Origin of the sequence: Novosphingobium sp. (assembly GCF_027489515.1) — a bacterium.
Classification (GTDB): Bacteria; Pseudomonadota; Alphaproteobacteria; order Sphingomonadales; family Sphingomonadaceae; genus Novosphingobium.
Genome location: NZ_JAIXZS010000061.1, coordinates 22,706 through 48,913 on the forward strand (window position 1 = coordinate 22,706; position 26,208 = coordinate 48,913).

The window sequence follows — 26,208 nt, forward strand, 5'->3', positions numbered from 1 at the left end:
CCCATGCCGCTGTACTACACCGAAGATCAGGCCATGCTGGCCGAGAGCGTCACCGGCTTCATGGCCGACGAGGGCGGGATCAAGAAGCAGCTGCGGCACTGGCGCGATATCAATTGCAAGGATGGCTTTGGCCACGGCCTGTGGAAGCAGTTCGCCGAAATGGGCCTCACCGGCATGCTGGCGGCCGAGGCTGACGGCGGGCTGGCCATGGGGCATGTCGAGGCAGGCATCGTGCTTGCGGAGATCGGGCGGAACCTGACGCCTTCGCCGTTCCTGACGACCTCGGTAATGGGCGTGACCGCGCTGAAGGATGCCTCTGACGAACTGCGCGGGCGCTGGCTGCCGGGGATCATCGCGGGCGAGACGGTGCTGGCCGTCGCGATCGACGAGGGCGCGAAGCACAAGCCGGAAAAGATCGCCTGCCGCGCCGAGCGTGCCGGCAATGGCTTTCGCCTGACGGGCGCCAAGGACTTCGTGATCCACGGCACGTCTGCGGATGCGATCATCGTCGCGGCGCGCACGTCGGGCAGCGATAGCGATCATGATGGCGTGACCTTGTTTGCCGTGCCCAAGGATGCGGCGGGAATCGGGCACAATGCGGTGCGGCTGGTCGACAGCTCCATCGCCAGCCACGTGCGCTTTGACGGTGTGGAGCTTGATGGTTCGGCCGTGATCGGCGAAGTCGATGGCGGTCGCGCGGTGCTGAACAAGGTGCTGAGCGCGGGCCGCATCGGCGCGGCGGCGGAGCAGACCGGTGTTGGCGGCGGGGCCTTTGCGATGACGACCGGTTATCTCAAGACGCGCAAGCAGTTCGGCAAGCTGATCGGCGAATTCCAGGCGCTGCAGCACCGCGCAGCGCACCTCTATTCGGAACTGGAGATCGCCGAGGCGGTGGTGATCAAGGCGCAGCAGCTGCTCGATGGCGGCTCTGAGCGGGCGGAGCTCATGGTCTCGGTCGCCAAGGCCAAGGCGGCGCGCGCGTGCAATCTGGCGGTGCGCGAAGGCGTGCAGATGCACGGCGGCGTAGGCATGACCGACGAATACGACATCGGGCTCTACATGAAGCGCGAGCGCGCGCTGACCGAGTTCATGGGCGATGCCAATTACCATGCCGAGCGCGTCGCGCAGCTCAGCGGCTACTAAGGATACCTGATATGGATTTTGCCAAGCTTTTCAGCCTTGAAGGCCGCGTTGCGGTGGTGACGGGCGGTTCGCGCGGGATCGGGCGGATGATTGCCGAAGGCTTCATCGCAGCGGGCTGCGAGCGCGTCTACATCACGGCGCGCAAGGCGGCGGTGGTCGAGGAGACGGCCGCCGAGCTCGGGCCGAAGTGCATTGCACTGCCTGGCGACATTTCGAGCCTCGCGGGGATCGAAGCGCTGGCCGAGGACCTCGCGCAGCGTGAGAGCCACATCGACATCCTCGTCAACAACGCGGGCGTGGCGTGGGGTGCGGACTTCGAGGATTTTCCGGAGATCGGCTGGGACAAGGTGATGAACCTCAACGTCAAGACGCCGTTCTTCCTGACGCAGAAGCTGCATGGGCTGCTCAAGGCCGCTGCCGGTGAGCATCCGGCCAAGGTGATCAACATTGCCTCGGTCGACGGGCTGCGCGTGAACCCGTGGGAGACCTATAGCTATCAGGCTTCCAAATCGGCGCTGGTGCACCTCACGCGGCGCATGGCGGCGCGGCTCGTCAAGGACAACATCATCGTCAACGCGATCTGCCCGGGCGCGTTCGCTTCGGAGATGAACAAGGCGGCCGCGAACAATCCCGAAGCTTCGGCGCGCGGCATTCCCTTGAAGCGTATCGGCAATCTGGAAGACATGGCAGGCGGCGCGATCTTCCTCGCGAGCCGCGCGGGCGACTATGTGATCGGCACACCGCTCCCGATCGATGGTGGCATCGTGAACGCCTATATCCCCGAGAACCATATCAATCCGTTGGGGGAGTAAAGCCATGAGCCGCGCGGTCCGCCAGCTTGCTGATGGGTTCCACTTCGGCGAGGGGCCGCGCTGGCATCAGGATCGGTTGTGGTTCAGCGATTTCTACAGCCACACCATCCGTTCGGTGGATCTGGCGGGCGATCACCGCATCGAATTGGAACTCGATGACCAGCCTTCCGGGCTGGGGTGGATGCCCGATGGGTCGCTGCTGTTCGTTTCGATGCGCAAGCGGCAGGTGTGGCGGCGCTGGCCAGACGGGCGGCTGGCAATGCATGCCGACCTGACGGACCTGACGGCGCATCTGTGCAACGACATGGTCGTGGATGCCGAAGGGCGGGCCTACGTTGGCAACTTCGGCTTCGATCTCGACCATGAACTGCGCGCGCGGGGTGTGCCTTCCGTGCTGGCGGATCATCCCAAGGCCAATCTGGTGCTGGTGCAGCCGGACGGCAGCGCCTCTGTCGGCGCGCCTGACATGAGCTTTCCCAACGGCACGGTGATCACGCCAGACGGCAAGACGCTGATCATTGGAGAGACGCTGGGCGCGCGGCTGACGGCGTTCGATATTGGTGAAGGTGGGGCGCTTTCGGGGCGGCGGCTGTGGGCCAATACAAACCCGCGCGTGCCCGACGGGATTGCGCTCGATGCCGAGGGCGCGGTGTGGATCGCCAACCCGATCGCGCCCGAATGCGCGCGGATCGGCGAGGGCGGTGCGATGCTGGAGGTCGTCTCGACCGGCGAGATGCCGTGCTATGCCTGCATGCTCGGCGGACCCGAGGGCCGGCACCTGTTCATGCTCTGCGCGCCGAGCAGCGATGCCGAGATTGCCCGGAGCGCGGCGAAGGGTGTCGTGCTGGTGGCCGAGGTGGATGCGGCGCGAGCCGGGCGTCCGTGAACGCGCCGGACGCAGGCACGGTGCAAGGCATCGGCGACTGCGAGCTTGCGATCACGCGGCACTTCGCGGCACCGCGGTGGCAGGTGTTCAGGGCATGGGCCGAGCCGGCGCTGTTCCGCCAGTGGTGGATGCCGGAAGGGTTGGGCGCGACCATGGTGGAATGCGATCTCGATCTGCGCACCGGGGGCTCATACCGGCTGGTCTATGCCTTTGGCGAGGAAGGCACGATGGCGTTTCACGGCGCTTATACCGAAGTGGTGCCCGATGCGCGGATCGTCTGGACCAATGCCGAAGATCCTGATGGGGCGCTGACGACGGTAACTTTCGCCGATGACGATGGTGGCACCCTGCTGACGTTCCACGACCGCTATCCCTCGGGCGCGGCGCGGGATGAGGCGCTGGCGGGTTCGGCTGCGGCCTTGCCGCTGCAACTGGACCAGTTGGCGGCGTTGCTGGCGGGCTGAACCTCTCTTCTTCGTCATTGCTTCGCTGCGTTCGCAATGACGGGGGCTGGGGGCGCCTTAAGGCCGCATCAGTTCGCGCACGAAGCCGATCAGGCCGGTCTGGCGGGCGCGCTTCATGCGTTCGGCGTGGAGGATCTCGCTGACCTTGTCGAAGCACTGGTCGATATCGTCGTTGACCACCACGTAGTCGTAGCCGTCCCAGTGGCTGATCTCGGCACGGGCGCGTTCCATGCGGGCGGCGATGACCTCGGCGCTATCGGTGCCGCGTCCGGTGAGGCGGCGGCGCAGTTCATCGATGCTGGGGGGCAGCAGAAACACCCGCACGACATCGGTTTCCATCTTCTGATAGAGTTGCTGTGTGCCCTGCCAATCGATATCGAACAGGAAGTCGCGCCCTTCGCGCAGGCCCGCCTTCACTTGCGCCTTGGGCGTGCCGTAGCTGTTGCCGAAGACGTGCGCCCATTCGAGGAATTCCTCATTCTCGACCATCTCGTCGAAGCGGGCCTGGGTGACGAAGTGGTAGTCCTTCCCGTCGACCTCGCCCGGGCGCATCGGGCGCGTGGTGGCCGAGACAGAGAGGCAGATCGCGGGATCGGCCTCAAGCAGCATGCGCGAGATCGTGGTTTTTCCCGCGCCCGAGGGCGAGGACATGATGAACATGAGGCCGCGGCGATGGAGCGCGTCGGAGGATGGGGGAGTCGGCTGGGCCATGCGCGCTGTTGGCGCATGGGAGCCGCTGTGGTCAAGGGTGCTAGGTCTTCGGGCGGTTCTTGCGGCGCTCGTGGAGGGTTTTCGCCAGCATGGCACCGCCAACGATGATGGCGCCGGGGACCGACCGCGTGGCGATGCGGGTGGCGGCGGCAGTGAGCAAGCGGGCGCCGAGGCTGCTTTTCTTCGGTTTGGCGGCCTTTGCGGCTTTTGCACCGGCGGCTCTCGCGGCTGCCTTGAGCGCTTCCGGGGCGGCGCCGAGAATGCCGCGATCGACGCTGCGTTTCAGCAGGGTGGAGCCGGTCCGCATGGCGACGCCGGCAAGGATCGCGCGCGTGACGGGGCCGACCGGATCGGGCGCCGAATCAGCAGCGGGTTCGCTTGCGGGGGTTTCCGGCGCCTTCCTGGCAGGGCCGGTCATTTCTTGCGGCCGAAATCCACGGTGACGACGTTCGAACCGTCGTCCGGGCCAGCGGGCCCGCTGCCTTCAGGCGAATCGTTTTCGGCATCGTGCGGTGGCTCGTCCTCGTCCTCGTTCTCGCCCGCCGTCTGGAACTGCAGGCCGAAATCGACCGCCGGATCGACAAAGGCGGTGATCGCGCTGAATGGAATCACCAGCGTGGAGGGGATCTGGTTGAACGAGAGGCCGACGCTGAAGCCTTCGGGCGTGACCTTGAGATCCCAGAACTTGTTCTGGAGCACGATGGTCATTTCGTCCGGAAAACGTTCCTTGAGACGCGGCGGGATCGAAACGCCGGGCGCACCGGTCTTGAAGGTAATGTAGAAATGGTGCGCGCCGGGAAGCGTGCCGCCCGCGCTTTCGACCTGGCCGAGAACGCGGCCGACCACCGCGCGCAGGGCTTCCTGCACGATCTCGTCGTAGGGGATCAGGCTGTCGGGTGCATCGCTCATCGTCCCTAGGGTGGCTTGGAGCGCCGCGCGGGTCAAGGGGGTGCGAGGTGCAGGCAATTGATTCTGCCCGGAAGTGGCCTATAGGCGGGGCCCATGCGCACCGGATCGATCGCCCGCACCACGCACGAAACCGACATCCAGGTTTCGGTGAATCTCGACGGCACCGGCACTTTCGACGTCAGCACCGGGATCGGCTTTCTCGATCACATGATCGAGCAGTTCAGCCGCCACTCGCTGATCGACGTGAAGTGCCATGTGAAGGGCGACCTCCACGTCGACCAGCACCACACGACCGAGGACAGCGCGATCGCGCTGGGGCAGGCGATTGCGCAGGCGCTTGGCGACAAGAAGGGTATCACCCGCTACGGCACTGCCTATTCGCCGATGGACGAGGCGCTGGCCCGCGTTGCGCTCGACATTTCTGGGCGACCGGTGCTGGTGTGGAAGGCAAGCTTTACCCAGCCGCGCCTTGGCGAGATGGATACCGAACTGTTCGAGCACTGGTTCCAGTCGATTTCGCAGGCGGCAGGGATCACTCTGCACATCGAATGCCTCTACGGCCAAAACAATCATCACATCATCGAGGGCATCTACAAGGGCTTTGCTCGCGCGATGCGTAGCGCGGTGGAGATCGACCCGCGCAAGGGCGATGCGGTGCCGAGCACCAAGGGCATCCTCGGTGGCTGAAGTGATTGCCTTGGTCGACTATGGCGCGGGGAATCTGCGCTCGGTCGCCAATGCGCTGAAGGCGGCCGGGGCGGAGGGCGTCGCGGTGACGGCGGACCCCAATGTGGTTCGCGCGGCGGACCGGATCGTGCTGCCAGGCGTCGGCGCGTTCAAGGCCTGCATCGAGGCGCTGCGCGGGGTGCCCGGGCTGGTCGAGGCGATGGCGGAGCGCGTGCTGGTGGGCGGCGCGCCGTTCCTCGGCATTTGCGTGGGCATGCAATTGCTGGCGGACCGCGGCATCGAGTTCGGCGTGACCGAGGGGCTGGGCTGGATCGGCGGCGAAGTGCGCGCGATCGAACCGAGCGATCCCAGCATCAAGGTGCCGCACATGGGCTGGAACGATGTCGCCCCCATGCACCACACCCCGCTGATCGTGCCGGGCGAGGCCTATTTTCTGCATTCCTACCACTTCGTGCCCGAAGAGGGCGCGAGCGTGGCGGCGATGACCGACCATGGCGGCGGACTGGTCGCGGCGGTGGCGCGGGACAATGTGCTGGGCGTGCAGTTTCACCCGGAAAAAAGCCAGGACTACGGGCTTGCGCTGCTGGGGCGTTTTCTGGAGTGGCGCCCTTGATGGAGCATTCGGCATGATCGTTTTTCCGGCAATTGACCTCAAGGGCGGGCAGGTCGTGCGGCTGGCCGAGGGTGATATGGCGCGCGCAACCGTCTATGGCGATGATCCGGCGGCGCAGGCGATGCTCTTTGCCGAGGCCGGCTCGCAGTACTTGCATGTCGTCGATCTCGACGGGGCTTTCGCGGGTGAGGCGGTGAACCGCGAGGCGGTCGAGGGCATCCTCAAGGTGTTTCCGGGCCACGTGCAATTGGGCGGGGGCATTCGCAATCCGATTGCCGTCGATGGCTGGTTCGATCTGGGCGTGAGCCGGGTGGTGATCGGCACGGCGGCCTTGAAAGACCCGCAGTTCGTGAAGGACATGGCCAAGGCCTATCCGGGCGGCATCGTGGTGGCGGTCGATGCGCGCGACGGGATGGTTGCGACCGAGGGCTGGGCCGAGGTCTCCGACGTTTCGATCACCGACATGGCGCGGCGGTTCGAGGATGCGGGGGTGGCCTCGATCCTGTTTACCGATGTGGGCCGCGATGGGCTGCTGAAGGGCTGCAACATCGATGCGACGCTTGATCTGGCGCGCGCGACGCGGCTGCCGGTGATCGCCAGCGGCGGGGTGAAGGGTATCGACGATATCCGGCTGCTCAAGATCCACGAGGCTGACGGGATCGAGGGCGTGATTACCGGCCGGGCGCTGTTCGAGGGTCGGCTTGATCTGGCGGCTGCGATTGCGATGGCGGAGGCGTAAGTGCAGCCTGACATCCCGAAGCCATCGTTCCTGAGCAGTCCAACGGCATTGCATTTGATGGGGCTATCGATCTTTGCCTATGCTTGGCAAACACGCGGTTTGGGAGTGGGACTGCTCTTTGCGGCGATTTTTTATGTCGGTGTCCCGGTACTAAATATGCTCGCGTTGGCGGGCTCCAAAAGTCTCCGACTTGGAACCTATCTCAGGCTGGCGCTGTACATTGGACTTATGCTTTTGATCGCCTCGTGGTCAGCGGAAATCTGCGATTCTAGCGGTAACTGCAGGAGCGCATTTTGACCGTCCGCGTTCGCGTCATTCCCTGCCTTGATGTGCGCGATGGGCGTGTGGTGAAGGGCGTGAACTTCGTCGATCTGCGGGATGCGGGTGATCCGGTCGAGCAGGCGCGGGCCTATGACAAGGCGGGCGCGGATGAGCTGTGCTTCCTCGATATCTCAGCGACGCATGAGGGGCGCGGGACGCTGCTCGATGTCGTCGCGCGCACGGCCGAGGTTTGCTTCATGCCGCTGACCGTGGGCGGCGGGGTTCGGACGCCTGAGGACGCGCGCGCGCTGCTGCTGGCCGGGGCAGACAAGGTCGCGGTCAATTCCGCAGCCGTCGCGCGGCCCGAACTGGTGCGCGATATTGCCGAGCGGTTCGGCGCGCAGTGCGTGGTCGGCTCGGTCGATGCGCGGCGTACGGGCCCCGGCAGGTGGGAGATCTTCACCCACGGCGGGCGGCGACCGACGGGGATCGACGCGCTGGCCCATGCCGAGAACCTCGCGAAGCTGGGCGCGGGCGAGCTGCTCGTCACGTCGATGGACGGGGACGGCACGCAGGCCGGCTATGATCTGGAACTCACGCGGCGGATAGCGGACGCGGTGCCGGTGCCGGTGATCGCCAGCGGGGGTGTCGGCAATCTTGATCACCTCGTGGCCGGTGTGCGCGAAGGCCATGCCAGCGCGGTGCTCGCAGCGTCGATCTTCCACTTCGGCACGCATGCGATTGCCGAGGCACATGCTGCCTTGCGTGCGGCGGGGATTCCGGCGCGGGGCTAGGGGCAGGCGCGACTGTCGGAATTCTTGACAAACGCCGCCTGAGTGCTGCGGACGTTAACTAGCGAAGTGCGCTTATTTCCTTGATTTTCCGGGTGTTGGCACAGGCGTTGCATTAACTTTTTTGCAAGGTCTCTTTTTGGAAATTCCCCGCGTGCTCCGCTATCTTCCCATTGCCCTTGTCGCGATTGTCACCACCGCCGGAACTGCGTTTGCGCAGGCGAACGGTGGCACCGCCATTCCCGAGCCCACCGACGGCGCCCTGTTCGCCATCGGTCTTGCCGGCCTCATCATCGGTCGTCACGTCGCACGGCGCAAAGAGGACTGATCCTCCCCGCTTGACCTTCCCCGGGCAGCGCGCCATGCCCGCTGCGATGCCTTCTACCACCGATCCGACCACGCTCCTGTCCCGGCTTGAAGCCACGATCGCCGCGCGCCGCGCCGGTGATCCTGATGCGAGTTACGTCGCCCGGCTCCACGCCAAGGGGCGCGGCAAGATGGCGCAGAAAGTGGGCGAAGAAGCCACCGAAGTCGTCATCGCCGCGCTGACCGGCAGCCCGGAGGCGCTGGTGGGCGAAGCCGCGGACCTCCTGTTCCATCTCCTGGTGCTCATGGGCGATTGCGGGGTTTCGCTGTCCGAGGTGACCGCGGAGCTGGAGCGGCGCGAGGGCACGTCCGGGATTGCCGAGAAAGCCAGCAGGAGCTCTTGATATGGCGGTCGATGCCACCCAGCCCTACGATGACCAGAACGTCTTCGCGAAGATCCTGCGCGGGGAAATCCCCTGCCGGCGCGTCTACGAGGACGAGTGGAGCCTCGCTTTCCATGACATCAACCCGCAATCGCCGACCCATGTGCTGGTGATCCCCAAGGGCGCCTACGTGAGCTGGGACGACTTTTCCGCGAAGGCTTCGGACGTCGAGATCACCGGGTTCGTGCGCGCGGTCGGCCATGTCGCGCGCGAGGCGGGACTGGTCGCGCCGGGTTATCGGCTGCTGGCGAACACGGGCACAAATGCCCATCAGGAAGTGCCGCATCTGCATGTGCATGTGTTTGCCGGGCGTCAGCTTGGCCCGCTGCTGGCGCGGGTGGACTGAAACCTTCCTGAAGCGGTTAACAAAATGCCGCGTTTGATCTTGCCTCGCGAGTCGCGGCAAGGCTAGGACAGGCCGCCCATGCCTGCACCGCTTCCTCCTTCCGGCTGTTTTGACGGCGCGCGCCACCTTTATGCGGTACGCGTTTACTTTGAGGACACCGATCTTTCGGCCGTTGTCTATCACGCCAATTACTTGCGCTGGTTCGAGCGGGCGCGGTCCGACATGTTGCGGCTGCTTGGCATAGACCAGCGCGGCGCGCACGAGGCGGGCGAGGGCGCCTTTGCGGTGACCGACCTTGCGCTCAAGTATCTGAGGCCGGCGCGGCTCGATGATGACGTGGTGATCGCCAGCACCGTCGCCGAGGTGACCCGCGTCACCTGCACTCTCGTGCAGCAGGCCTGGCGCGGCGACGAACTGCTGGCCGAGGGTCAGGTCCGCGTGGCGTTCGTCTCTCCGCTTGGCCGCGCGCGGCGCCTGCCCGCGCATTTTCATTCCGCTTTCACGGCGCTGCTCGCGCCTCCCCCTGAAGGGTCTGTCCGTCCATGATGCTTTCCGTTCTTGCCGCTGCCGCCGTGCCCGTCGCCGCCGGGGTGACAGCGGGCATGCCGACCCGGCTCAATCCGGTCGCGCTGTTCCTCCATGCCGATATCGTGGTGCAGGTGGTGATGGGCGCGCTGGTGCTCGCCTCGGTCTGGGTCTGGACGATCATCGTCGCTTTTTCGCTGCGCATGGGCAGCGTGCAACGCAAGTGCAGGCGCTATGAAACCGCGTTCTGGGAGGCGCGCGATGTCGATGCTTTCCACAAGGAGAATGGTGACAAGGACGTGCCGAGCGCACGGATCGTCACCGCAGCGCTGGCCGAATGGCGGCGCTCGACTTCGGGCAAGTCGATCGACCGTGAGGGCACGCGCCAGCGGCTCAATTCGGCGATGGAAAGCGTGGTGACGGCGGAGACCGACCGGCTGGCGGGAAGGCTCAATTTCCTCGCCACGGTGGGTTCTGTGGCCCCGTTCGTCGGGCTGTTCGGCACGGTGTGGGGCATCATGGACAGCTTCTTCAACATCGGCGCGCAGCAGAATTCTTCGCTCGCCGTGGTGGCGCCGGGCATTTCGGAAGCGCTGTTTGCCACCGCTATCGGCCTCTTCGCGGCGATCCCGGCGGTGATTGCCTACAACCGCTTTTCGCACCGGGTGAACCACTTCGAGACGCGGCTGTTCCGCTTTGCCGACCGCTTCCACGCGACCTTGAGCCGCGAGCTGGAGCAGTAGGCCGTGGCGATGAGCATGGGCTCCGGCACTGGCGGACGGCGCGGGCGGCGTGGCCGCGGGCGCGGCGCGGCGATGAGCGAGATCAACGTGACGCCGCTGGTCGACGTGATGCTGGTGCTGCTGATCATCTTCATGGTGACCGCGCCGATGCTGACCGCAGGCGTGCCGATCGACTTGCCGGACAGCCGTGCCGAGGCGCTCAAGACCGAGCAGAAGGCGATCACCGTGAGCATGGACGGCGAGGGTCGCATTTTCCTCGACGATCAGGAACTGGCGCCGGGCGAACTGTCTGACCGGCTCGCGGGGCTGGCGGTGGCGGGACCGGGCGGCAAGCTGCCGGTTGTGACGCTGCGTGCCGATCGCAGCCTCGATTATGGGCGCGTGGTCGCGGTGATGGGCGCCTTGAATGCAGCGGGGTTCAAGTCGATCTCGCTGGTCACCAACGGTTCAGTCACGGCGCCATAGCGTGGCGGCAATGAGCGCCTCTTCCGGATCCGGCCTGTCACGCGAGGAAGCGCTGGCGCTTGTCATCGCGCTCGCAGCGCATGCGGGGTTGATCGCGGCGCTGACGCTATCGCCGCCGGGCAAGTCGATCATGTCGCCGCCTGAGCGGCTGACGGTGACGTTTGCCGACGAGATTGCGGACCAATCGACCTCGCCGCAGCCCGATGCGGAGGCGGCGCCCGATGTCGCGCCGGTCCTGGGCGAGCCGGCGCCCGAGCCGGTACCGGTGCAGCCTGCGCCGCAGATCGCACAGCCGCAGCCAAGGCCCGCACCGCCGCCACCGCCGCCGCAAGCGAAACCTGCGCCCCAGCCGAAGCCGGTACCCGCCCCGCAGCCGCGCACGGTTCCCGCGCCGCCGCCTAAGCCCGCTGCCAAGCCCGCTCTGCAGAAGCCGGCCGCTGCAGCGGCGGCTCCGGCCGACCAGCGTCTGCGGCGACGTCCCGATGCACCTACGGGGGCGAGCCGGATCGGCAACGATTTCCTGAGCGGTATTCCGGGATCTGCGAAGCCGGGTGCAGCGACCAATCCGCCTGCCGCGGCGTTTGGCCCCGAAGTCGCCGCCTCACTGGTCAGCGGTATCTCGCGCCAGATCAAGCCGCACTGGACCGCGCCGCAGGGCGTGGATGCCGACAAGCTGGTGACGGTGCTTTCATGGAACCTCAATCCTGATGGAAGCCTTGCCGGGCGGCCTGTGGTAGTGTCGCAGACCGGGATCACGGATTCCAATCGTGCACAGGCGCAGCGACATGCCGAACAGGCGGTCCGCGCGGTGCAGCTTGCGGCGCCGTTCAATCTGCCCGCGCCTTATTATGCCAAGTGGAAACGCATCGCGAGTTTCCGGTTTGACAGGAAGTTGTCGCAATGAAGCCTGCCTTTGCCGCCTATCTGACTACGCTAGCGCTGGTGGCGCTTGCCGCTCCGCTGGCGGCCCAGCAGGCGAGCAAGCCTGCGCCGGCTGCCGCTGCCTCGGCCGCGGTGCCCGCATCCGCCGCCGCCGCGCCGGCCGACGAGGGCCTGACGGGCTCGGTCACCGACGACAGCGACTGGCAGGACCTTGGCATCGCGATCCCGACGTTCCCGACGAACGAGATGCTGCCCACGGCGGCCGATGGCGGCAACACAGAGGCGCTGGGCCGCAACCTTGCGCGGGTGATCTATGGCGATCTCAAGAACAACGGGCTGTTCAAGCCGGTCGGTCCCGATGCGCTGCCGGCGATCGGCTATGGCGAGGTCACCGCGCCGGCGTTTCCGAACTGGCGCGCGCGGTCGGCGGAGATGCTGGTACAGGGTTTCGTCAAGGGCGGGGCCGATGGCCGGCTGACGGTGGGCTGCTATCTCTATGACGTGGCGCTTGGGACCGAGCTGGCGCGGCAGGGCTATGTCGTGAAGCCCGAGGAATGGCGCCGTGCGGCGCACAAGTGCGCGGACATGGTCTATGCGCGGCTCTCGGGTGAAAGCCCGTTCTTCGACAGCAAGATCGCCTATATCGCCGAGACGGGGCCCAAGGGGAACCGCCGCAAGCAGCTGGCAATCATGGATTCGGACGGGGCCAACCACCGCTTCATCACCAATGGTCAGGCGACAGCGCTGACCCCGCGCTATTCGCCGGATTATGCGAAGATCGCCTACCTCAGCTTCCTCAACGGCACGCCGCGCATCTATGTCTACGATATCGGCACCGGGCGGCAGACGCTGGTGACCGAGGGCAAGGGTCCGACTTTCGCCCCGCGCTGGTCGCCTGATGGCAAGTTCATCCTTTATTCGATGGCGATCGCCGGCAACACCGACATCTACCGCGTGCCGGCGACCGGGGGTGCTTCGGTGAAGCTGACGGATTCGCCGGGGATCGACGTGGGTGGCAGCTATTCGCCCGATGGCAGCAAGATCGTGTTCGAGAGCGACCGTTCGGGCAGCCAGCAGGTCTATGTGATGAACGCCGATGGCACGAACCAGAAACGCATCACCTTCTTCGGTGGCCGTTCGGCGACGCCCGAGTGGAGCCCGCGCGGCGACCAGATCGCCTTTACCCACATCGCGGGCAACTTGCGCATCGCGGTGATGAACCCATCGGGCGGCGAGATGCGTTACCTCACCGACAGCTGGCAGGACGAAGCGCCAACCTGGTCGCCCAACGGCCGCATCGTGCAGTTCTTCCGCACCGCGAAGACGAGCGGGAAGACCTCGATCTGGCAGGTGGACCTGACCGGGCGGAACGAGCGCAAGCTCAATACGCCGGTGGACGCTTCGGACCCCGCGTGGGGTCCCGTCCTGCCCTGATCCGTCTATCGAAACTGATTGCCGATTCGCCGTGTGCAATGCACTCTGGAACCAAATGACCAAGGAGACCCGTCCGTGACCCGCAAGATCATCACATCGAAAGTCTTGACTGGCCTGCTGCTCACCTCCGGCCTCGCGCTTGCGGGTTGCGCCACCAAGCCCAAGGAGCTGCCGCCGCAGCCGACCGGCGCGACCGGCACGACCACGACCAATCCGCCGCCGGTGAGCCAGCCGATGGGGCCGGTCCCCGGCAGCCGGGCCGACTTCATGGCCTCGGTGCTGGGCGATACGATCCTGTTCGACACGGACCGCTACAACATCGACAGCGAGGATCAGGGCATTCTGCAGAGCCAGGCGCAGTGGCTGGCGCGCTATCCGGCCGCGCGCATCACGATCGAAGGGCACTGCGACGAGCGCGGCACGCGCGACTACAACCTCGCGCTGGGTGAACGCCGGGCCAATGCGGCGAAGAACTATCTGGTCAGCCTCGGCATCGATGCCTCGCGCATCACCACGGTGAGCTATGGCAAGGAGCGTCCGATCGCGCTCGGTTCCGACGAGGCGAGCTGGGCCAAGAACCGCCGGGCCGTGACGATCACGCTACAATGATTGGCACGCTACAATAGTTGGCACGCTATAATAATCGCCATGGCACAATAACTGGCACGTTCCAGTAAGAGAGGATCAGGGCCACTTCGATGGCACGGTACGGCAGATCGGTTGACTGGGGCTTCCCTCGCTGGCGCGGCTATGAAGGCGCGCGCGAGGCGGCCCCGGTGCGCCTGTGCGACCGCGCCGGCTGCGAGGAAAAAGGCGACCGGCCCGCGCCCAAATCGCCCAACAACCCCGACCGGTGGTATTTCTGCGAGCGCCATGCCGCGGAATACAACGCCGGGTGGAACTACTTCGAAGGGCTCGACAAGGAAGAGGCCGAGCTGCGCGAGAAGGCGGAGCGCGGCGAGGCTTCGGGCTATGCGCAGTCTGCCTACCAGAGCTGGGCCGGACCCGGCGACGGCAGCCGCAGCCGCGATGAAATGCGCGCCCTGGAAGCGCTGGGACTGGACGTGGACGCCGATTTCGAAGCGATCCGCAAAGCCTGGCGCAGCCGTGCCAAGGAAGTCCATCCTGATGTGCGCCCCGGTGATGCCGAGGCGGCCGCGGAGTTCCTGAAGCTGCAGACCGCCTACGAAGTGTTGCGCGCGGCAGAAGAACGGCGCGAGTGGAAGGGGCCTGACGCGGGCTGATTTTGCGGCCTAGTCCAGTTCTTCGCTCAGAAGTTCCTCGATGCGCGATGTGCCAGGGAAACCCTCGCTCACCCAACGAGCCTCGACCGCGCGAAGGATGCGGGCGACCTCTGGCCCGGCGCTGACGCCGCGGGCGACGATCATGCCGCCTTTCAGCGGAAACTGCGGGATATTCCAGCCATCCAGCGGAGCGGTGTCACTGCCTGTGATCAGCAGGCGGTCTAACGCGGCTTCGCGGCCCACCTTGTAGGCGAGCGGGCGGGCAGCTTCCTCTGGCCCATTGTCCGCAGCCGGGCGCGCGGCGACCAGCGCGAGGTGCTTGCGCTGCGCAATCGAGAGCCTGAGGCGCGCTGCGATCTGTTCGGCGAGCGGCGGATCGGCGGGGAGCAGCGCAGCAAGGCGGCGAAGGGGTTCGGGCGCGATCCCATGCGCGGTCTCGGCAGCGATCAGGGGAGCGAGCGCGCCGGGATCGGCTTCGGGCAGGATCACCGCGAGCACGCCGAGTTCGGCCATGCGGTCCACGGTCGGCGCGGGATCGGGGAGGGCGAGCAGGCCGAGGAGCTCGCTGGCAATGCGCTCGCGCGACAGACCCTTGAGGCCGGGGGCAAGTGCGCTGCAGGCAGCTTCGGCTTCCGCATCGGCGGGGAGCGAGCCGAAGCGGGCCTGGAAGCGGAAGTATCTGAGAATACGCAGGTAATCCTCGCGGATGCGCGCCTCGGCATCGCCGATGAAGCGCAGACGCCGGGCCGCGAGATCGGCAAGACCGCCGAAGTAATCGTGGACCATGAGGTCACGCGGGTCGGCGTAGAGCGCGTTGATCGTGAAATCGCGGCGGGCGGCGTCTTCCTGCCAGCTCTGCGAGAAGGCGACGGTCGCGTGGCGGCCGTCAGTGGAAACGTCGCGGCGCAAGGTGGTGATCTCGACCGGGCCGCCTGCCAGCACGGCAGTAACGGTACCATGGGCAAGTCCGGTGGGCACGCTGCGGATGCCGGCTGCCTTGAGCCGCTCGATAACCGTTGCGGGCTCGAGCGGGGTCGCCATGTCGATGTCTTTCACCGCGATGCCCAGCAGCGTATCGCGCACCGCTCCGCCGACGTAACGGACGAGGCCCGAACCCGTTTCTTTGGCGCCAGCCGGATCGAGCGCAGCAACAAGCGCGGCGAGGTCTTCGCGGCTTGTCCAGTCGGCGGGAGGGAGGCGCGTTTCAGCCATGCCAGCGGATCCGCTGCGCGAGATTGGCAATGATCCCGGCGGTAACGCCCCAGATGCGGTGCTCGTTCCACTGGATATCGACGTAGCTGCCGCGCCGGCCTGCCCATTCGCTCTCCCGCCGGACATGGTTGGCGGGATCGAGCACGAAGCCCAGCGGCGGCTCGAACCAGCTTGCGACTTCGGCAGGGTTTGGCTGGATCGGGAGGTCCGGCGGGACCATCGCAAGCACCGGTGTGATGTCATAGCCGGTTCCGGTGCGGTACTGGTCGGTCGCGCCGATCACGTCGACGAGCGCGGGATCGATGCCGAGTTCCTCGTTCGCCTCACGCAATGCGGCCTCGATCGGCGTCTCGCCCGCATCGATCTTGCCGCCGGGGAACGCGGCTTGCCCAGGGTGTGCCCGCATGTGCGAGGGGCGGTGGATGAGGAGCACGCCGGGGCCTTCGGGATGGTCCGGACGGTCTGTCACGGCGATCAGCACGGCGGCGGGGCGCAGGGGGGTATCGGGCATCGGGCGCCAGTCCTCGTAGGCGGGCGGGACGGGCTGCGCATGGCCGATATCGAACAGGCTGGCGAGGTGATCGCGCAGGCTCATGCGGGGAGCAGGCTGAAGTGCGCGCCCATGCTTTCGACCGCGAGGGTATCGGGTTCGGAGAGGGTGAGCGCGTGATCGATCAACTGGCCATAGGTGCTGCGGTTAAGCCGCGCTTCGGCGCCGTGGCGCACGGCAAGGTAGAAAGCGGGGACATCGGGCGTGCCGGCGGCGCGCAGCGGGTGATCGGGGCCGGCGAGCACAACGTCGTCGGTATTGAGGCGAAAGGCGATAACCGGGCGGCCTTCGTCGTCCGTCCGCACGTCCATGTCGGTCGCAATGAAGGCGGCGTCGTCAACATCGATCGCGAGCTTCTCGACCGGGGTGACCAGCCAGTGCTTCCCTGCGGCGTCGCGCGTCAGGAGCGAGGAGAAAGCGCGGACCATGGCCGGGCGGGTGATGCGTCCGCCTTCGTGGAACCACGTGCCGTCTGCCGCGATGCGCATGTGGCTTGTCCCGATACGGGCAGGGGACCAGGTATCGAGCGCCGGGAGCCGGCGCGCGGCGACAGCCTCGGCCAGTTCGGCGAGGGACAGGGCAGCGAGTTCGGCAGGTGGTTCATATGGCACGCAAGCGCGATGCCAGATCAGATCAGCCGCGCCAAGGGCCGAGCATGCCTTCGCCCGGGAGGACAGCGGGATTGGCAGTGCGGCAGAGCAAACGAGCCGGGTCCCACGGCCCGGGCAGCTTCCACCCGCCAGTGTGCGCGGCAGAGAAGCCGAAGAAGCGGCCGTAGTAGTCCGCATCGCCGATCATCACCTGCGGCAGCGGCGCGCGCGGATCGATTGCGGTGAGGCTGGCGGTGACGAGCGCCTTGCCATAGCCCTTGCCCTGCAGGCCCGGCAGGACCGCGACGGGGCCAACCATGATCATCGGATGCGGGCGGCCATCGGCGTCATTCAGCGCGACTGGCCAGCACTGGATCGTGCCGGCAATATGCTCACCTTCATCGAGCGCGGCGAACGAGAGGCCGGGAAGCCACTCGGTCCCCTCACGAACCTTGTAGGCCGTGCGCGCAAAGCGGTCCGGTCCGAAGGCGGCATCGAGCACGTCCTCAATCAGCGCGGAATCGATATCGGCAAGCGGGATCAGCGTGGCCAAGGCTTGAGTGGCTTTCAGGTAAGCTACGGAAGCGCGCCGATAGCGGGCAAGGGACTGCGGTACAAGCTGTGCGTTCAGAGGATGACCTCAACGGGCGCTGGGGCGGGCATCGCGTAGAGATCCCAGAAGCGCTGCGCGATGGTCTCTGGCGCAAGCGAAGTGCCGGGGAGGATCTGGCCGGTGACGGTGACCGTGCCGACGCGGATGAGGGTGCCCTCCATCTCCTTGTGCAGGCTCTGCGCCAGATTGCGGATCCCCGCCTTGCCCACCGCGAGCGAGGAAGCGGGCAGCCAGCCGGTGGGATCGAGCGCAAGGCCGCCGCCGGTGAGCAAGACTGTGCCGCGCCCTCGCGCCTGCATGCCGGGGAGCACCGCCTGCACTGCGGCTAGAGCGCCGCCGACGTTGACGCGGAAATCGGAGACGAGCGCATCGAGCGGGATCTGCGAGGGCGGCGCAGGAGTGGCGCTGTAGGCGTTGTAGATCAGCACCTCGATGGGGCCGAGCTGATCCTCGACCGCACGGACCGCTGTGCCGAGCATGGTGAAATCGCCGGCATCGACGGCCCGCATATCGAGCTTCTGGCCCTTCTCCGCCATCTCTGCGGCGAGTGCGGCAGACTTTTCAGGGCTGCGGGCAAACCCTGCGATGGCATGGCCGCCTTCAGCAAAGCGCTGCGCCAACGCGGCGGAAAGGCCGGGGCCCATCCCGATGATCAGCGCGACGGGAAGGTTGGCGGACATGCGGGGGTTCTCCTCTTGCCGTGACCGTCTCAGGCTTTGCCGGCAGTCTTGCGCCCATCATGTACAGCACTTCGCCAAGCGCTGTACATGAGGAACGCGTCAGCTGCTGGCCAGCAACCGCAGCCGCGAGTTGAACTCGCCGCGATCGACGTAGCAGCCGTGGAGATGGCGGAAGCCGGTCGAAGGATCGAAGGACTCGCGTCCATGGAGCACGCGGCGGTTGTCGAAAACGATCATCTCGCCCGCCTCGAGCTTGAAGGTGAGCTGGTAGGCCGGATCGCGCGTCATCGCCATGAACTTGCGATAGGCGCGGTAATAGGCGGGCAGAATCTCCGCCGGCATATCGAACGTGGCGGCGATATGCGCGTTCCAGCGGATCTCGCTGACGGCGCCGGTGCGGTCCACCGTGATCACCGGGGCATGGGTGCGGATATCGGCGTCCCGATCGTGGAAGCGGAACGGGATGGCGACTTCGCTGAGCAGGCGGAATGCTTCCGGGTCCTCTGCACGCAAATCCTCGGCAAGGGCAAAACCATCAGCGAAGAGGGAGCCGCCGCCTTCGGCTTCGTTGGCGAGGCAATGGAGGAACTGGAAGCCAGGCGGCACTTCCTGATTGGGAAGATCGGTATGCAATGGCAGCGTGACGGCGGTGTAGGCAAGGTTGTTGGGATCGGGCTTGCTGACGACCTCGAACGTCATGCCGAAGTTGGTTTCGCGCAGAAAGCCGATCTTGCAGGCGACATCGACCCCTGCATCGATGCGGTTCTCAAGGCGGTTGACAAGCGAGAGGCCCGTGGCGGCGGTGTGCTGCAGCCATTCCCGCAGCACGGCGTCATCCGCCATGATGTGCGGTGCCGCAAAGCGCGGAACGCCCGCTGGCGTGAGATTGGCGCGCCAGAGACGGGGCGGGATCGCGGCGGGATCGGACGCGGGGCGGCCCGGGCGGTGCGCGGCGAGCAGGGCGAGGGGCATGTGGCTGACATGGCCATCGGCATAGTGGAGGATCACGGTCTCGCCGCCGGCTTCGGCGTTCAGCAGCACCGGCTCGGCATCGAGCGCGAGCAGATCCAGCACGCGTTCGTCGGTTTGCGGGTGGAAGGCGCTGGGGCAATTGTCGCGCAGCCAGAGCGTAGGGTAGGTCGCCGGGGCGCCATCCGCCCAGGTCGCATGGAGGGCATCAGTGCGCGCCTCAAGGTTCGCAAGTTCCATCGAAAAGTCCCGTCATGTTGCAAAGGTGATCGCCGAGGGCGGATCAATCCTTGCGCGGCGGCGGGCGCCAGTCCTGCACCTTGCCATAGCGGATCGACGCGGGGCGCCGGCCGTGGGCAAGGTCTGAGCAGGAGAATGTCATGACGCTGGAGCCTATGGCGGGAAGGCGGCTGCAACAAGCGCAAAAAAGCTAGGCAATACATTGCCACGCACCGCGCACCATGCCACGCCTGAGCACGATGGATCATTCGCATGGCAGCACTGTCAATTCGGGACGGGACACCGCCCCATTTGCACCCACCCTGATCGGCATCGGCGCTGCGACAGCAGCGGCGCATATTGGCAACAATTTCACGACCTATCTGGTCGGCGGACTGATGGACCGCTTCGGCTTCACACCCTTTGCCATGGGCGCGTGGAACATGGCCGAGACGCTGAGCTATGCTGCCGCGATGTTCCTCGTTGCGCCGCGCGCGAGAGGCATCGATGCGCGGGTGCTGGCGATCATCGCGAGCGCCGTGGTGATCGCGGCGCAGGCCGGATCGGCGTTGACGGGCGCCTATCCGCTGCTGCTGGCCGGACGGATCGGCACCGGGCTGGGCTTCGGCCTGATGAACAGCGCGCTCAACCTGGCGGCTGGGCGCACGGGCAATCCGGCGCGGTGGATCTCGCTCGGCATTGCCGTGCAGACCTTGCTCTACAGCGGGATCGCCGTGGTGCTGCCGATGATCGGGCGCGACTATGGCGCGGGCGGCATGTTCTTCGGCCTGGCGGGTATTTCGGTGCTGTTCGGCCTCTGCGCGCTGCTGCTTCCGGGTGGCAAGGCGGCCGCTGCAGAGCAGGCGCAGGCAGCGACGCCAATCGGCGCGGAGGGCTGGCGCGTGCTGGCGGCGATGGCGCTGTTCGCGTTCGGATCGCTGGCGATCTGGCCGTTCATCGAGCGCACCGCGCACGCCATCGGCATTCCGGCGACGCAGTTCGGGCTTTACCAGAGCGCGGCCGTGCTCGCGAGCGCGGTGGGCAATGCGGGCCTTGCCGTGGTGATCGGCCGCCTGCCGCGCGCGTGGCCGCTGGCAGCGGCGTTGGGCGTGTGCAGCCTGATGTGCGCGCTGCTGACGACGGTGGGGAGCGCGCCGGCCTTCGGTGCGGCCTTCATTGCCTTCATGGTGAGCTGGTTCCTGACCTATCCACTGCTGATCCGCCTCGCCTATGCGCAGCCGGGCGGCGAGCGGCTGGCGGTGATGACCTCTGGCACCTGGCTGCTTGCACAAAGCCTTGGGTCGCTGGCGGCGGGGGCGATGGCACAGGGCTTTGGCGCCTACACGCTGATCGGCCCGGCAGGCGGGGTGATCTGCGCGCTGGCGATTGTCGCTGCGATGCCGGTGGCGCGGCGGCTGGACCGCGAGGGGGGCGGCTGACGTCCTGCTGCGCTCGCGGGTGACGAGTCGGGTTGGTGAGTGCTAGACGGCGCTCGCCAGATAGGCATCGAGCTTCGCGATCAGCGCAGCCTTGTCTGCTGCGGGCAGCCAGGCCGCCTCAAAGCCATTGCGGGCGATCCCGGCAAGATCGGCGCGGGTGAGGTTGCTGCGGGTGACAGCGCGCAGGAGCACTTCGTTGATGTACTCGCTCGCCATGTAGGCGGGATCGTCCGACGAGATCGTGACCTTGAGGCCCGCATCGAGCATCGAGCGCACCACATCGACCGGCTGGGTTAGGCCGCGGCGCAGGGTGCCGGAGAAGGTCGGGCACACGGTAAAATACATGCCCTGCTGCTTCGCAATCTGCACCAGTTCGGGCGATTGGACGATGTTCCCACCGTGGTCGATGCGGTCGACCTCAAGATCGACGAGGGCGGTGCGGATGTTCTTCAGCGTATCGACCTGATCGACATCGCAGTGCGCGGTGACGTGGAGGCCGTTGGCGCGCGCCTTCGCGAAGTGGGCGGCGAACTTTTCCGGCGGGTGCCCGGCTTCATCGGAATCGAGGCCGACGCCGACAAGGTGCTGCTTGAACGGCAGCGCGGCATCGAGCGCGGCCATCGCGGTATCGGCGGGGAGATCGCGCACGAAGCAGAGGATGAGCTGCGAGCGGATGCCGAGCTTGGCCTCTGCATCGCGCCGGGCGCGGGTGATGCCCATGATCACTGCCTCCATCGCTACGCCGCGCTTGAGGTGTTCCTGCGGATCGAAGAACATCTCTGTGTAGATCACGTTCTGCGAGGCAGCCTTGCCGAGGTAGGCATAGGCGAGGTCGTAGAAATCCTGCTCCTTCAGCAGCACCTTCATGCCGTCGTAGTAGATCGCGAGGAAGCTCGGGAGGTCGTGGTACTGGTAGCTGGCCTTCATCGCGGCAACATCGGCGAAGGGGAGGTTCAGCCCGTTGCGTTTGGCGAGGGCGAACTTCATCTCGGCTTCGAGCGTGCCTTCGAGGTGCACGTGGTATTCGGTCTTGGGCAGGCCTTCGATGAACTTCACCAGGGCGGGATCGACGCCGTCGGCCGGGGCGGCGGCGTGGACCCAGCGGGGCATGGCGGCGGCGGCGGCGAGGCCGGCAAGAACTGTGCGACGCTTGATCATAGACATGGCCCCGTATTGTCCCTTTGTCGGGCACATTCGAGATGCAGATGGCCGGGGTCAATCGGGTTTTGTGCAATCGGGTGTGCTGGAAATGCGCTCAGCTCTCCGCAAAGGTGAAGGGCTCAGGCGTCTTCCTGTAGTCGTCGGGGAGGATCTCGCGGCCGAGCGGTGGTTCGGCGCGGGCGGTGCAGGTGGCTCGGTTGCAGAGGCGGCAGGTGACGCCGATGGGCGTGGCAGCCGGCTGTTCGCCGCGCGCGTAGACCAGTTTTGGGGCGTGCTCCGCAGTACAGCCCAGCGCAATGGCGCGCAGCACGGCGGGCTTGCCGTGGCCGCCGCCGCCCGAGGTGACGCTGCGCGCGACGCTGAAGAACCGCTCGCCTCCGGGGAGTTCGAGCCACTGGGTGAGGACTTCGCCGGGGCGGCGGAAGCAATCGTGCAGGCTCCACAGCGGGCAGCCGCCACCGTGCGCCGCGAAGGGGAAGCCTGCGCCGTCAAGCCGCTTCGAGACATTGCCGGCGGCATCGACGCGGATGAAGAAGAACGGCACGCGCTCCTGCCCCGGGCGGTTCAAGGTGGTGAGGCGGTGCGCGACTTGCTCGAAGCTCGCGCCGAACTGGCCTGAGAGCGCCTCGATATCGTAGGCGCGGGCATCCACTGCGCGGGCGAAGCGATCGTAGGGCATGATGAGGGCGGCAGCGCCATAGGCGGCAAGCGCGCGGCGGACGAGCTGCGCGGCGGTCTCGCTCGAGAAGCTGGCGCCGCGCACAATGGCGGCAATCTCGCTGCGCAAGGCGGTGTAGGCAATGTGCAGCGCCATCTGCCAGCGGCGCGCCTGCGGGCCCAATGTCTCGTCGATCAGCAGCTGTTCGGCGTGGCGGTCGTAGCGCCTGAGCGCGTCCATCATGATGTCGGCTGGCATGAGGCGGACACGCAGGCCTTGTCCGCGCAGATATTCGGCAAGGCCCCCTTCCTGCAGGCCGCCGAGCTTCTCGATCTCCTCGGCCAGCGCCTCGGCCTTGCTGTCGAGCGCGGGGAAATAGTTGCGGCGCTGGGCGACGAAGCGGCGCGCCTCGGCAAGCGGATCGGCTGCATCCCCGCCTGCGCCGCCGCGATAGGAGGCGAGCGCCTGCTGTTCGCGCATGTAGGCGGTGTGGAGGCGCAGCATGGCCTCGGTGATCCCGGGATAACTGGTGGCGACGTCGGCCACTTCCAGTGCGGGAAGATCGATCTCGGCGAAGATCGGGTCCTTCAGCACATCGGCGAGGCGGCGGGCATAGTCATCGCGCTCGTCCGCTGCGAGTTCGCTGACATCGAGCTTGTAGGACTTGGCAAGCCGCAGCAGGAGATCGGCGGTGAGCGGGCGCTGGTTGCGTTCGAGGAGCGCGATGTAGCTGGGCGAAATGGCGAGATCATCGGCCATGACCGCCTGCGTGAGGCCAAGCTCGCGGCGCAGGCGCTTGAGCCGGGGGCCGAGATAGAGCGGACGCGATTCCATGAAGCGGGGTGTCCAGTGCGGCTGGAGTAAAGGCTGTACAACTTTACAAACATAATCTGTAAAGTTTGACAACATGACTGCACAGCGGGTTTCGCGGGGTGCGTGGCGGGTCTAGCCGGGGTGCATCAAGCCTACCCCAGAGCAGGAAGCGAGACTCATGACCTATTCCCAGACCATCAACGAAGCCGCCAAGGCGATCGCGCCCTATGGCAAGCCCTGGGATGGGATCGACGCGGCCTCGGTGGCGCGCATGCGTCTGCAGAACCGCTTCCAGACCGGGCTCGACATCGCCAAGTACACCGCCAAGATCATGCGCGCCGACATGGCTGCCTATGATGCCGATCCGGCTAAGTACACGCAGTCGCTCGGCTGCTGGCACGGCTTCATCGGCCAGCAGAAGATGATCTCCATCAAGAAGCATTTCGGCACGACCAAGGGCCGCTACCTCTACCTTTCGGGCTGGATGGTCGCCGCGCTGCGCAGCGAGTTCGGCCCGCTGCCCGACCAGTCGATGCATGAAAAGACCAGCGTTCCGGCGCTGATCGAAGAGCTCTACACGTTCCTGCGCCAGGCCGATGCGCGCGAGCTCGGCATGCTGTTCCGCGAGCTTGATGCCGCGAAGGCCGCGGGCGATGCGGTCGGCATCCACCGCATCCTGCACAAGATCGACGAGTATGAAACGCACATCGTGCCGATCATCGCAGACATCGACGCCGGCTTCGGCAATGCTGAGGCGACCTACCTCCTCGCCAAGAAGTTCATCGAAGCGGGCGCTTGCTGCATCCAGATCGAGAACCAGGTCTCCGACGAAAAGCAGTGCGGCCACCAGGACGGCAAGGTGACCGTGCCGCACGAGGACTTCCTCGCGAAAATCCGCGCGGTCCGCTACGCATTCATGGAGCTCGGCGTTGACGACGGCGTGATCGTCGCGCGTACCGACAGCCTCGGCGCTGGCCTCACCAAGCAGATCGCGTTCGTGAAGGAGCCGGGCGACCTCGGCGACCAGTACAACGCGTTCCTCGATTGCGAGGAAGTCGATGCCACGACGCTCGGCCACGGCGACGTGCTGATCAGCCGCGACGGCAAGCTGCTGCGCCCGAAGCGCCTGCCTTCAAACCTCTACCAGTTCCGTCCCGGCACGGGTGAGGACCGCTGCGTGCTCGATTGCATCACCAGCCTCGAGAACGGTGCGGACCTGCTGTGGATCGAGACCGAGAAGCCCCACATCGGCCAGATCGGCGGCATGGTGCGCCGCATCCGCGAGGTGATCCCCACCGCCAAGCTCGTCTACAACAACAGCCCCAGCTTCAACTGGACGCTGAACTTCCGCCAGCAGGTGTTCGATGCCTGGGCTGCGGAAGGCAAGGACATGAGCGCCTATGACCGCGCCCGCCTGATGAGCGTGGATTATGATGGCACGCCGCTGGCCGACGAAGCTGACGAGCGCATCCGCACCTTCCAGCGCGATGCGGCACGTGACGCAGGCATCTTCCACCACCTGATCACGCTGCCAACGTATCACACCGCGGCGCTCAGCACCGACAACCTCGCGAAGGAATACTTCGGCGACGCCGGGATGCTCGGCTACGTCAAGAACGTCCAGCGCGCGGAAATCCGCCAGGGCATCGCCTGCGTGAAGCACCAGAACATGGCCGGGTCCGACCTTGGCGATGATCATAAGGAATACTTTGCTGGCGAAGCGGCCCTGAAGGCGGGCGGCGCGCACAACACCATGAACCAGTTCGCTGCCTGAGAGCAGACCCACCCCCGACCCCTCCCGCACGCGGGAGGGGAAATTGAAGGAGCAGTACAATGGCTGAACCGACCCGGGCCCGTGCGGTCCTTTCCACCGAAGACTTCAAGCTCATCCGCGAGGCAGTGCTGCACTACCTCAAGGTGATCGAGGACCAGCCGGAATCGGTGAAGTTCTCGCACCTTTATCACCGGCTCGGGAGCGCCATGGGCCGCTGATCGGACCTGCGCCCCACACGATACTTTCCTGGGGAGGAAAGCTGGCCCGCCGTGCGACCAATCGCGCGGCGGGCCTTTTTGTTGTCAGGCGGCAGCCCGTGTTTCGGTGAGGAACTCGCGCAGTAGCGATACTGTGCGGTCCTTGTGAGTCAGCATGAACAGGTGCCCGCCGTCGGGGAAGGTTTCGAGCCGGCTGCCCGGAATCAGCGTATTGAGGATCTTGCCGTTGATGAGCGGGACGATGGCATCCTCCTCGCCCATCATGATGAGCGTTTCGGCCTTCAGAAAGGGCAGAACCGGCACGCTAGTCCAGCCGATCATGCACAGCAGCTGGTAGAGATAGCCGCGCGGGCTGGGCGGCTTGAGCCGGGCAATATGCTCGTCCTTGCCGCCGGTGAGACCGCCGTAGAGCGTCCGGAAGTGCTGCTCCATGAACGCCGGATCGACGTAGCGGCGCGGATCGGCCATCTTGCTGAGCGCGCCGAGCTTGCCCGGCACCATGAGCATGCCGGCCGTGGTCGCCGCAAGCACCAGCTTGCGCACTTGTCCTGCATGCTGGAGCGCGAAGTGCTGCGCCATCGCACCGCCCCAAGAAACGCCCATGACATCTACCAGCGGCGCGCCGAAGCGTTCGAGCAGATCGCTGGCGTGCCAGCTCATCAGGAACGGATTGTAGGGCACCACCGGATCTGGGCTGCCGCCCACGCCCGGCATGTCGAAGGTAATGAACGCCCGGTCCGGCAGGGCGTCAGCCAGCGGGGCGACCGCCTCGATATTGGCGCCGATGCCATTGAAGAACAGCAGCGGCGGGTGATCGCCGGGCTGGTCCCAGCGCCAGCGGGCCACACGCAGCTCGCGCCCGCCGACCGTCTCGACCGTGAATTCCGGGTGTTTGGCGCTGACCACGC

General features: G+C 66.2%; 33 protein-coding genes. 21 read left to right on the top strand and 12 right to left on the bottom strand.

All coding sequences use genetic code 11. The features are described from left to right. Positions 1-3: 3 nt before the first annotated feature. The 4 genes from Q0082_RS10780 to Q0082_RS10795 are packed head-to-tail and all read left to right on the top strand — an operon-like array spanning position 4 to position 3,305. Positions 4-1,143 (top strand): acyl-CoA dehydrogenase family protein, encoded by a 1,140-nt coding sequence (locus Q0082_RS10780; RefSeq protein WP_298192362.1) that lies wholly within the window; start codon positions 4-6, stop codon positions 1,141-1,143. An 11-nt stretch (positions 1,144-1,154) separates the two neighbouring features. Beyond that, a complete protein-coding gene (locus tag Q0082_RS10785; RefSeq protein ID WP_298192364.1) occupies positions 1,155-1,955 on the top strand; it encodes an SDR family oxidoreductase in 801 nt (266 codons plus the stop codon). A gap of 4 nt (positions 1,956-1,959) precedes the next feature. Further along, on the top strand, positions 1,960-2,841 hold the full coding sequence (locus Q0082_RS10790; RefSeq protein ID WP_298192366.1) for an SMP-30/gluconolactonase/LRE family protein: 882 nt from the start codon (positions 1,960-1,962) through the stop codon (positions 2,839-2,841). Then, complete coding sequence (locus Q0082_RS10795; RefSeq protein WP_298192368.1) at positions 2,838-3,305, top strand: SRPBCC domain-containing protein; 468 nt, start codon at positions 2,838-2,840, stop codon at positions 3,303-3,305. The genes Q0082_RS10790 and Q0082_RS10795 overlap by 4 nt, the downstream gene beginning before the upstream one ends. 57 nt (positions 3,306-3,362) lie before the next feature. Here the strand turns inward: Q0082_RS10795 and gmk are convergent, their stop codons facing one another. From gmk to Q0082_RS10810, 3 genes are read right to left on the bottom strand one after another with little or no spacing between them, the layout of a single operon-like run. Then, positions 3,363-4,016: a guanylate kinase gene (gmk, locus tag Q0082_RS10800; RefSeq protein WP_298192370.1), complete on the bottom strand. Its 654-nt coding sequence runs from the start codon at positions 4,014-4,016 to the stop codon at positions 3,363-3,365. A gap of 40 nt (positions 4,017-4,056) precedes the next feature. Further along, a complete protein-coding gene (locus Q0082_RS10805) occupies positions 4,057-4,434 on the bottom strand; it encodes a hypothetical protein (RefSeq protein ID WP_298192371.1) in 378 nt (125 codons plus the stop codon). Continuing rightward, entirely contained in the window at positions 4,431-4,925 is a 495-nt protein-coding gene (locus Q0082_RS10810) for a ClpXP protease specificity-enhancing factor SspB (RefSeq protein WP_298192373.1), read from the bottom strand. The genes Q0082_RS10805 and Q0082_RS10810 overlap by 4 nt, the downstream gene beginning before the upstream one ends. Positions 4,926-5,018: 93 nt before the next feature. On the opposite strand from Q0082_RS10810, the gene hisB reads away from it, so the two are divergent. The 14 genes from hisB (at position 5,019) to Q0082_RS10880 (ending at position 14,404) form a co-directional block, all read left to right on the top strand. Next, positions 5,019-5,612, top strand: coding sequence for an imidazoleglycerol-phosphate dehydratase HisB (gene hisB / locus Q0082_RS10815; protein WP_298192375.1), 594 nt, complete (start codon positions 5,019-5,021; stop codon positions 5,610-5,612). Next, positions 5,605-6,225 (top strand): imidazole glycerol phosphate synthase subunit HisH, encoded by a 621-nt coding sequence (hisH, locus tag Q0082_RS10820; protein ID WP_298192377.1) that lies wholly within the window; start codon positions 5,605-5,607, stop codon positions 6,223-6,225. The genes hisB and hisH overlap by 8 nt, the downstream gene beginning before the upstream one ends. Before the next feature lie 13 nt (positions 6,226-6,238). Then, entirely contained in the window at positions 6,239-6,964 is a 726-nt protein-coding gene (hisA, locus tag Q0082_RS10825) for a 1-(5-phosphoribosyl)-5-[(5-phosphoribosylamino)methylideneamino]imidazole-4-carboxamide isomerase (protein ID WP_298192379.1), read from the top strand. A 293-nt stretch (positions 6,965-7,257) separates the two neighbouring features. Then, positions 7,258-8,019, top strand: a complete 762-nt coding sequence (gene hisF / locus Q0082_RS10830; protein ID WP_298192382.1) for an imidazole glycerol phosphate synthase subunit HisF — start codon at positions 7,258-7,260, stop codon at positions 8,017-8,019. Positions 8,020-8,170: 151 nt separating this feature from the next. Further along, on the top strand, positions 8,171-8,344 hold the full coding sequence (locus Q0082_RS10835) for a hypothetical protein (RefSeq protein WP_298192384.1): 174 nt from the start codon (positions 8,171-8,173) through the stop codon (positions 8,342-8,344). 46 nt (positions 8,345-8,390) lie between these two features. Next, the gene (locus tag Q0082_RS10840; protein WP_298192385.1) at positions 8,391-8,726 is read left to right on the top strand and encodes a phosphoribosyl-ATP diphosphatase; all 336 of its coding nucleotides are present in this window, start codon (positions 8,391-8,393) and stop codon (positions 8,724-8,726) included. 1 nt (position 8,727) lies between these two features. Continuing rightward, positions 8,728-9,111 (top strand): histidine triad nucleotide-binding protein, encoded by a 384-nt coding sequence (locus Q0082_RS10845; RefSeq protein ID WP_298192387.1) that lies wholly within the window; start codon positions 8,728-8,730, stop codon positions 9,109-9,111. Between the two features lie 78 nt (positions 9,112-9,189). Then, on the top strand, positions 9,190-9,657 hold the full coding sequence (locus Q0082_RS10850) for a YbgC/FadM family acyl-CoA thioesterase (protein ID WP_298192389.1): 468 nt from the start codon (positions 9,190-9,192) through the stop codon (positions 9,655-9,657). Further along, positions 9,654-10,379 (top strand): protein TolQ, encoded by a 726-nt coding sequence (tolQ, locus tag Q0082_RS10855; protein ID WP_298192392.1) that lies wholly within the window; start codon positions 9,654-9,656, stop codon positions 10,377-10,379. The genes Q0082_RS10850 and tolQ overlap by 4 nt, the downstream gene beginning before the upstream one ends. Positions 10,380-10,388: 9 nt before the next feature. After that, positions 10,389-10,844 carry an ExbD/TolR family protein gene (locus tag Q0082_RS10860; protein ID WP_298192476.1) on the top strand — a complete coding sequence of 152 codons (456 nt, stop codon included), beginning with the start codon at positions 10,389-10,391 and terminating at the stop codon, positions 10,842-10,844. Between the two features lie 10 nt (positions 10,845-10,854). Next, positions 10,855-11,748, top strand: coding sequence for a hypothetical protein (locus Q0082_RS10865; protein ID WP_298192393.1), 894 nt, complete (start codon positions 10,855-10,857; stop codon positions 11,746-11,748). Then, positions 11,745-13,160 carry a Tol-Pal system beta propeller repeat protein TolB gene (gene tolB / locus Q0082_RS10870; RefSeq protein WP_298192395.1) on the top strand — a complete coding sequence of 472 codons (1,416 nt, stop codon included), beginning with the start codon at positions 11,745-11,747 and terminating at the stop codon, positions 13,158-13,160. Before Q0082_RS10865 ends, tolB begins: the two co-directional genes overlap by 4 nt. Positions 13,161-13,235: 75 nt before the next feature. Then, positions 13,236-13,769 carry a peptidoglycan-associated lipoprotein Pal gene (gene pal, locus Q0082_RS10875; protein ID WP_298192396.1) on the top strand — a complete coding sequence of 178 codons (534 nt, stop codon included), beginning with the start codon at positions 13,236-13,238 and terminating at the stop codon, positions 13,767-13,769. Positions 13,770-13,858: 89 nt separating this feature from the next. Further along, positions 13,859-14,404, top strand: a complete 546-nt coding sequence (locus Q0082_RS10880; protein ID WP_298192398.1) for a J domain-containing protein — start codon at positions 13,859-13,861, stop codon at positions 14,402-14,404. A 9-nt stretch (positions 14,405-14,413) separates the two neighbouring features. On the opposite strand, the gene Q0082_RS10885 is transcribed toward Q0082_RS10880, so the two are convergent. From Q0082_RS10885 to Q0082_RS10910, 6 genes are all read right to left on the bottom strand, one after another. Continuing rightward, positions 14,414-15,616 (bottom strand): CCA tRNA nucleotidyltransferase, encoded by a 1,203-nt coding sequence (locus tag Q0082_RS10885; protein WP_298192399.1) that lies wholly within the window; start codon positions 15,614-15,616, stop codon positions 14,414-14,416. Beyond that, on the bottom strand, positions 15,609-16,211 hold the full coding sequence (locus tag Q0082_RS10890; RefSeq protein ID WP_298192401.1) for a CoA pyrophosphatase: 603 nt from the start codon (positions 16,209-16,211) through the stop codon (positions 15,609-15,611). Before Q0082_RS10890 ends, Q0082_RS10885 begins: the two co-directional genes overlap by 8 nt. After that, positions 16,208-16,777 (bottom strand): DUF1285 domain-containing protein, encoded by a 570-nt coding sequence (locus tag Q0082_RS10895; protein ID WP_298192404.1) that lies wholly within the window; start codon positions 16,775-16,777, stop codon positions 16,208-16,210. The genes Q0082_RS10890 and Q0082_RS10895 overlap by 4 nt, the downstream gene beginning before the upstream one ends. A 22-nt stretch (positions 16,778-16,799) precedes the next feature. Further along, complete coding sequence (locus Q0082_RS10900) at positions 16,800-17,309, bottom strand: N-acetyltransferase (RefSeq protein ID WP_298192406.1); 510 nt, start codon at positions 17,307-17,309, stop codon at positions 16,800-16,802. Between the two features lie 74 nt (positions 17,310-17,383). Then, complete coding sequence (locus tag Q0082_RS10905) at positions 17,384-18,049, bottom strand: SDR family NAD(P)-dependent oxidoreductase (RefSeq protein WP_298192407.1); 666 nt, start codon at positions 18,047-18,049, stop codon at positions 17,384-17,386. Between the two features lie 99 nt (positions 18,050-18,148). Further along, the gene (locus Q0082_RS10910) at positions 18,149-19,258 is read right to left on the bottom strand and encodes a TauD/TfdA family dioxygenase (protein ID WP_298192409.1); all 1,110 of its coding nucleotides are present in this window, start codon (positions 19,256-19,258) and stop codon (positions 18,149-18,151) included. A 221-nt stretch (positions 19,259-19,479) separates the two neighbouring features. On the opposite strand from Q0082_RS10910, the gene Q0082_RS10915 reads away from it, so the two are divergent. Continuing rightward, positions 19,480-20,676, top strand: a complete 1,197-nt coding sequence (locus Q0082_RS10915) for an MFS transporter (protein ID WP_298192411.1) — start codon at positions 19,480-19,482, stop codon at positions 20,674-20,676. Positions 20,677-20,718: 42 nt separating this feature from the next. Here the strand turns inward: Q0082_RS10915 and add are convergent, their stop codons facing one another. Both add and Q0082_RS10925 read right to left on the bottom strand, forming a co-directional pair. Then, complete coding sequence (gene add / locus Q0082_RS10920; protein ID WP_298192413.1) at positions 20,719-21,834, bottom strand: adenosine deaminase; 1,116 nt, start codon at positions 21,832-21,834, stop codon at positions 20,719-20,721. A gap of 97 nt (positions 21,835-21,931) precedes the next feature. Continuing rightward, on the bottom strand, positions 21,932-23,329 hold the full coding sequence (locus Q0082_RS10925; protein ID WP_298192414.1) for a short-chain fatty acyl-CoA regulator family protein: 1,398 nt from the start codon (positions 23,327-23,329) through the stop codon (positions 21,932-21,934). 157 nt (positions 23,330-23,486) lie between these two features. Here Q0082_RS10925 and Q0082_RS10930 point away from each other — a divergent pair, with 157 nt between their 5' ends. Beyond that, positions 23,487-25,082 carry an isocitrate lyase gene (locus tag Q0082_RS10930; RefSeq protein ID WP_298192416.1) on the top strand — a complete coding sequence of 532 codons (1,596 nt, stop codon included), beginning with the start codon at positions 23,487-23,489 and terminating at the stop codon, positions 25,080-25,082. Positions 25,083-25,141: 59 nt separating this feature from the next. Then, positions 25,142-25,300, top strand: a complete 159-nt coding sequence (locus Q0082_RS10935) for a hypothetical protein (protein WP_169793754.1) — start codon at positions 25,142-25,144, stop codon at positions 25,298-25,300. An 84-nt stretch (positions 25,301-25,384) separates the two neighbouring features. On the opposite strand, the gene Q0082_RS10940 is transcribed toward Q0082_RS10935, so the two are convergent. Further along, positions 25,385-26,206, bottom strand: a complete 822-nt coding sequence (locus tag Q0082_RS10940; RefSeq protein ID WP_298192418.1) for an alpha/beta fold hydrolase — start codon at positions 26,204-26,206, stop codon at positions 25,385-25,387. Positions 26,207-26,208 lie beyond the last annotated feature (2 nt).

Bases quoted from the DNA above. Each gene is read 5' to 3' on its own strand.
- Q0082_RS10780 (WP_298192362.1), top strand. From the start codon at position 4: ATGCCGCTGTACTACACCGAAGATCAGGCCATGCTGGCCGAGAGCGTC.
- Q0082_RS10785 (WP_298192364.1), top strand. From the start codon at position 1,155: ATGGATTTTGCCAAGCTTTTCAGCCTTGAAGGCCGCGTTGCGGTGGTG.
- Q0082_RS10790 (WP_298192366.1), top strand. From the start codon at position 1,960: ATGAGCCGCGCGGTCCGCCAGCTTGCTGATGGGTTCCACTTCGGCGAG.
- gmk (WP_298192370.1), bottom strand. From the start codon at position 4,016: ATGGCCCAGCCGACTCCCCCATCCTCCGACGCGCTCCATCGCCGCGGC.
- Q0082_RS10805 (WP_298192371.1), bottom strand. From the start codon at position 4,434: ATGACCGGCCCTGCCAGGAAGGCGCCGGAAACCCCCGCAAGCGAACCC.
- Q0082_RS10810 (WP_298192373.1), bottom strand. From the start codon at position 4,925: ATGAGCGATGCACCCGACAGCCTGATCCCCTACGACGAGATCGTGCAG.
- hisB (WP_298192375.1), top strand. From the start codon at position 5,019: ATGCGCACCGGATCGATCGCCCGCACCACGCACGAAACCGACATCCAG.
- hisA (WP_298192379.1), top strand. From the start codon at position 6,239: ATGATCGTTTTTCCGGCAATTGACCTCAAGGGCGGGCAGGTCGTGCGG.
- Q0082_RS10840 (WP_298192385.1), top strand. From the start codon at position 8,391: ATGCCTTCTACCACCGATCCGACCACGCTCCTGTCCCGGCTTGAAGCC.
- Q0082_RS10845 (WP_298192387.1), top strand. From the start codon at position 8,728: ATGGCGGTCGATGCCACCCAGCCCTACGATGACCAGAACGTCTTCGCG.
- Q0082_RS10850 (WP_298192389.1), top strand. From the start codon at position 9,190: ATGCCTGCACCGCTTCCTCCTTCCGGCTGTTTTGACGGCGCGCGCCAC.
- tolQ (WP_298192392.1), top strand. From the start codon at position 9,654: ATGATGCTTTCCGTTCTTGCCGCTGCCGCCGTGCCCGTCGCCGCCGGG.
- Q0082_RS10860 (WP_298192476.1), top strand. From the start codon at position 10,389: ATGAGCATGGGCTCCGGCACTGGCGGACGGCGCGGGCGGCGTGGCCGC.
- Q0082_RS10865 (WP_298192393.1), top strand. From the start codon at position 10,855: ATGAGCGCCTCTTCCGGATCCGGCCTGTCACGCGAGGAAGCGCTGGCG.
- tolB (WP_298192395.1), top strand. From the start codon at position 11,745: ATGAAGCCTGCCTTTGCCGCCTATCTGACTACGCTAGCGCTGGTGGCG.
- Q0082_RS10880 (WP_298192398.1), top strand. From the start codon at position 13,859: ATGGCACGGTACGGCAGATCGGTTGACTGGGGCTTCCCTCGCTGGCGC.
- Q0082_RS10885 (WP_298192399.1), bottom strand. From the start codon at position 15,616: ATGGCTGAAACGCGCCTCCCTCCCGCCGACTGGACAAGCCGCGAAGAC.
- Q0082_RS10890 (WP_298192401.1), bottom strand. From the start codon at position 16,211: ATGAGCCTGCGCGATCACCTCGCCAGCCTGTTCGATATCGGCCATGCG.
- Q0082_RS10905 (WP_298192407.1), bottom strand. From the start codon at position 18,049: ATGTCCGCCAACCTTCCCGTCGCGCTGATCATCGGGATGGGCCCCGGC.
- Q0082_RS10910 (WP_298192409.1), bottom strand. From the start codon at position 19,258: ATGGAACTTGCGAACCTTGAGGCGCGCACTGATGCCCTCCATGCGACC.
- Q0082_RS10915 (WP_298192411.1), top strand. From the start codon at position 19,480: ATGCCACGCCTGAGCACGATGGATCATTCGCATGGCAGCACTGTCAAT.
- add (WP_298192413.1), bottom strand. From the start codon at position 21,834: ATGATCAAGCGTCGCACAGTTCTTGCCGGCCTCGCCGCCGCCGCCGCC.
- Q0082_RS10925 (WP_298192414.1), bottom strand. From the start codon at position 23,329: ATGGAATCGCGTCCGCTCTATCTCGGCCCCCGGCTCAAGCGCCTGCGC.
- Q0082_RS10930 (WP_298192416.1), top strand. From the start codon at position 23,487: ATGACCTATTCCCAGACCATCAACGAAGCCGCCAAGGCGATCGCGCCC.
- Q0082_RS10935 (WP_169793754.1), top strand. From the start codon at position 25,142: ATGGCTGAACCGACCCGGGCCCGTGCGGTCCTTTCCACCGAAGACTTC.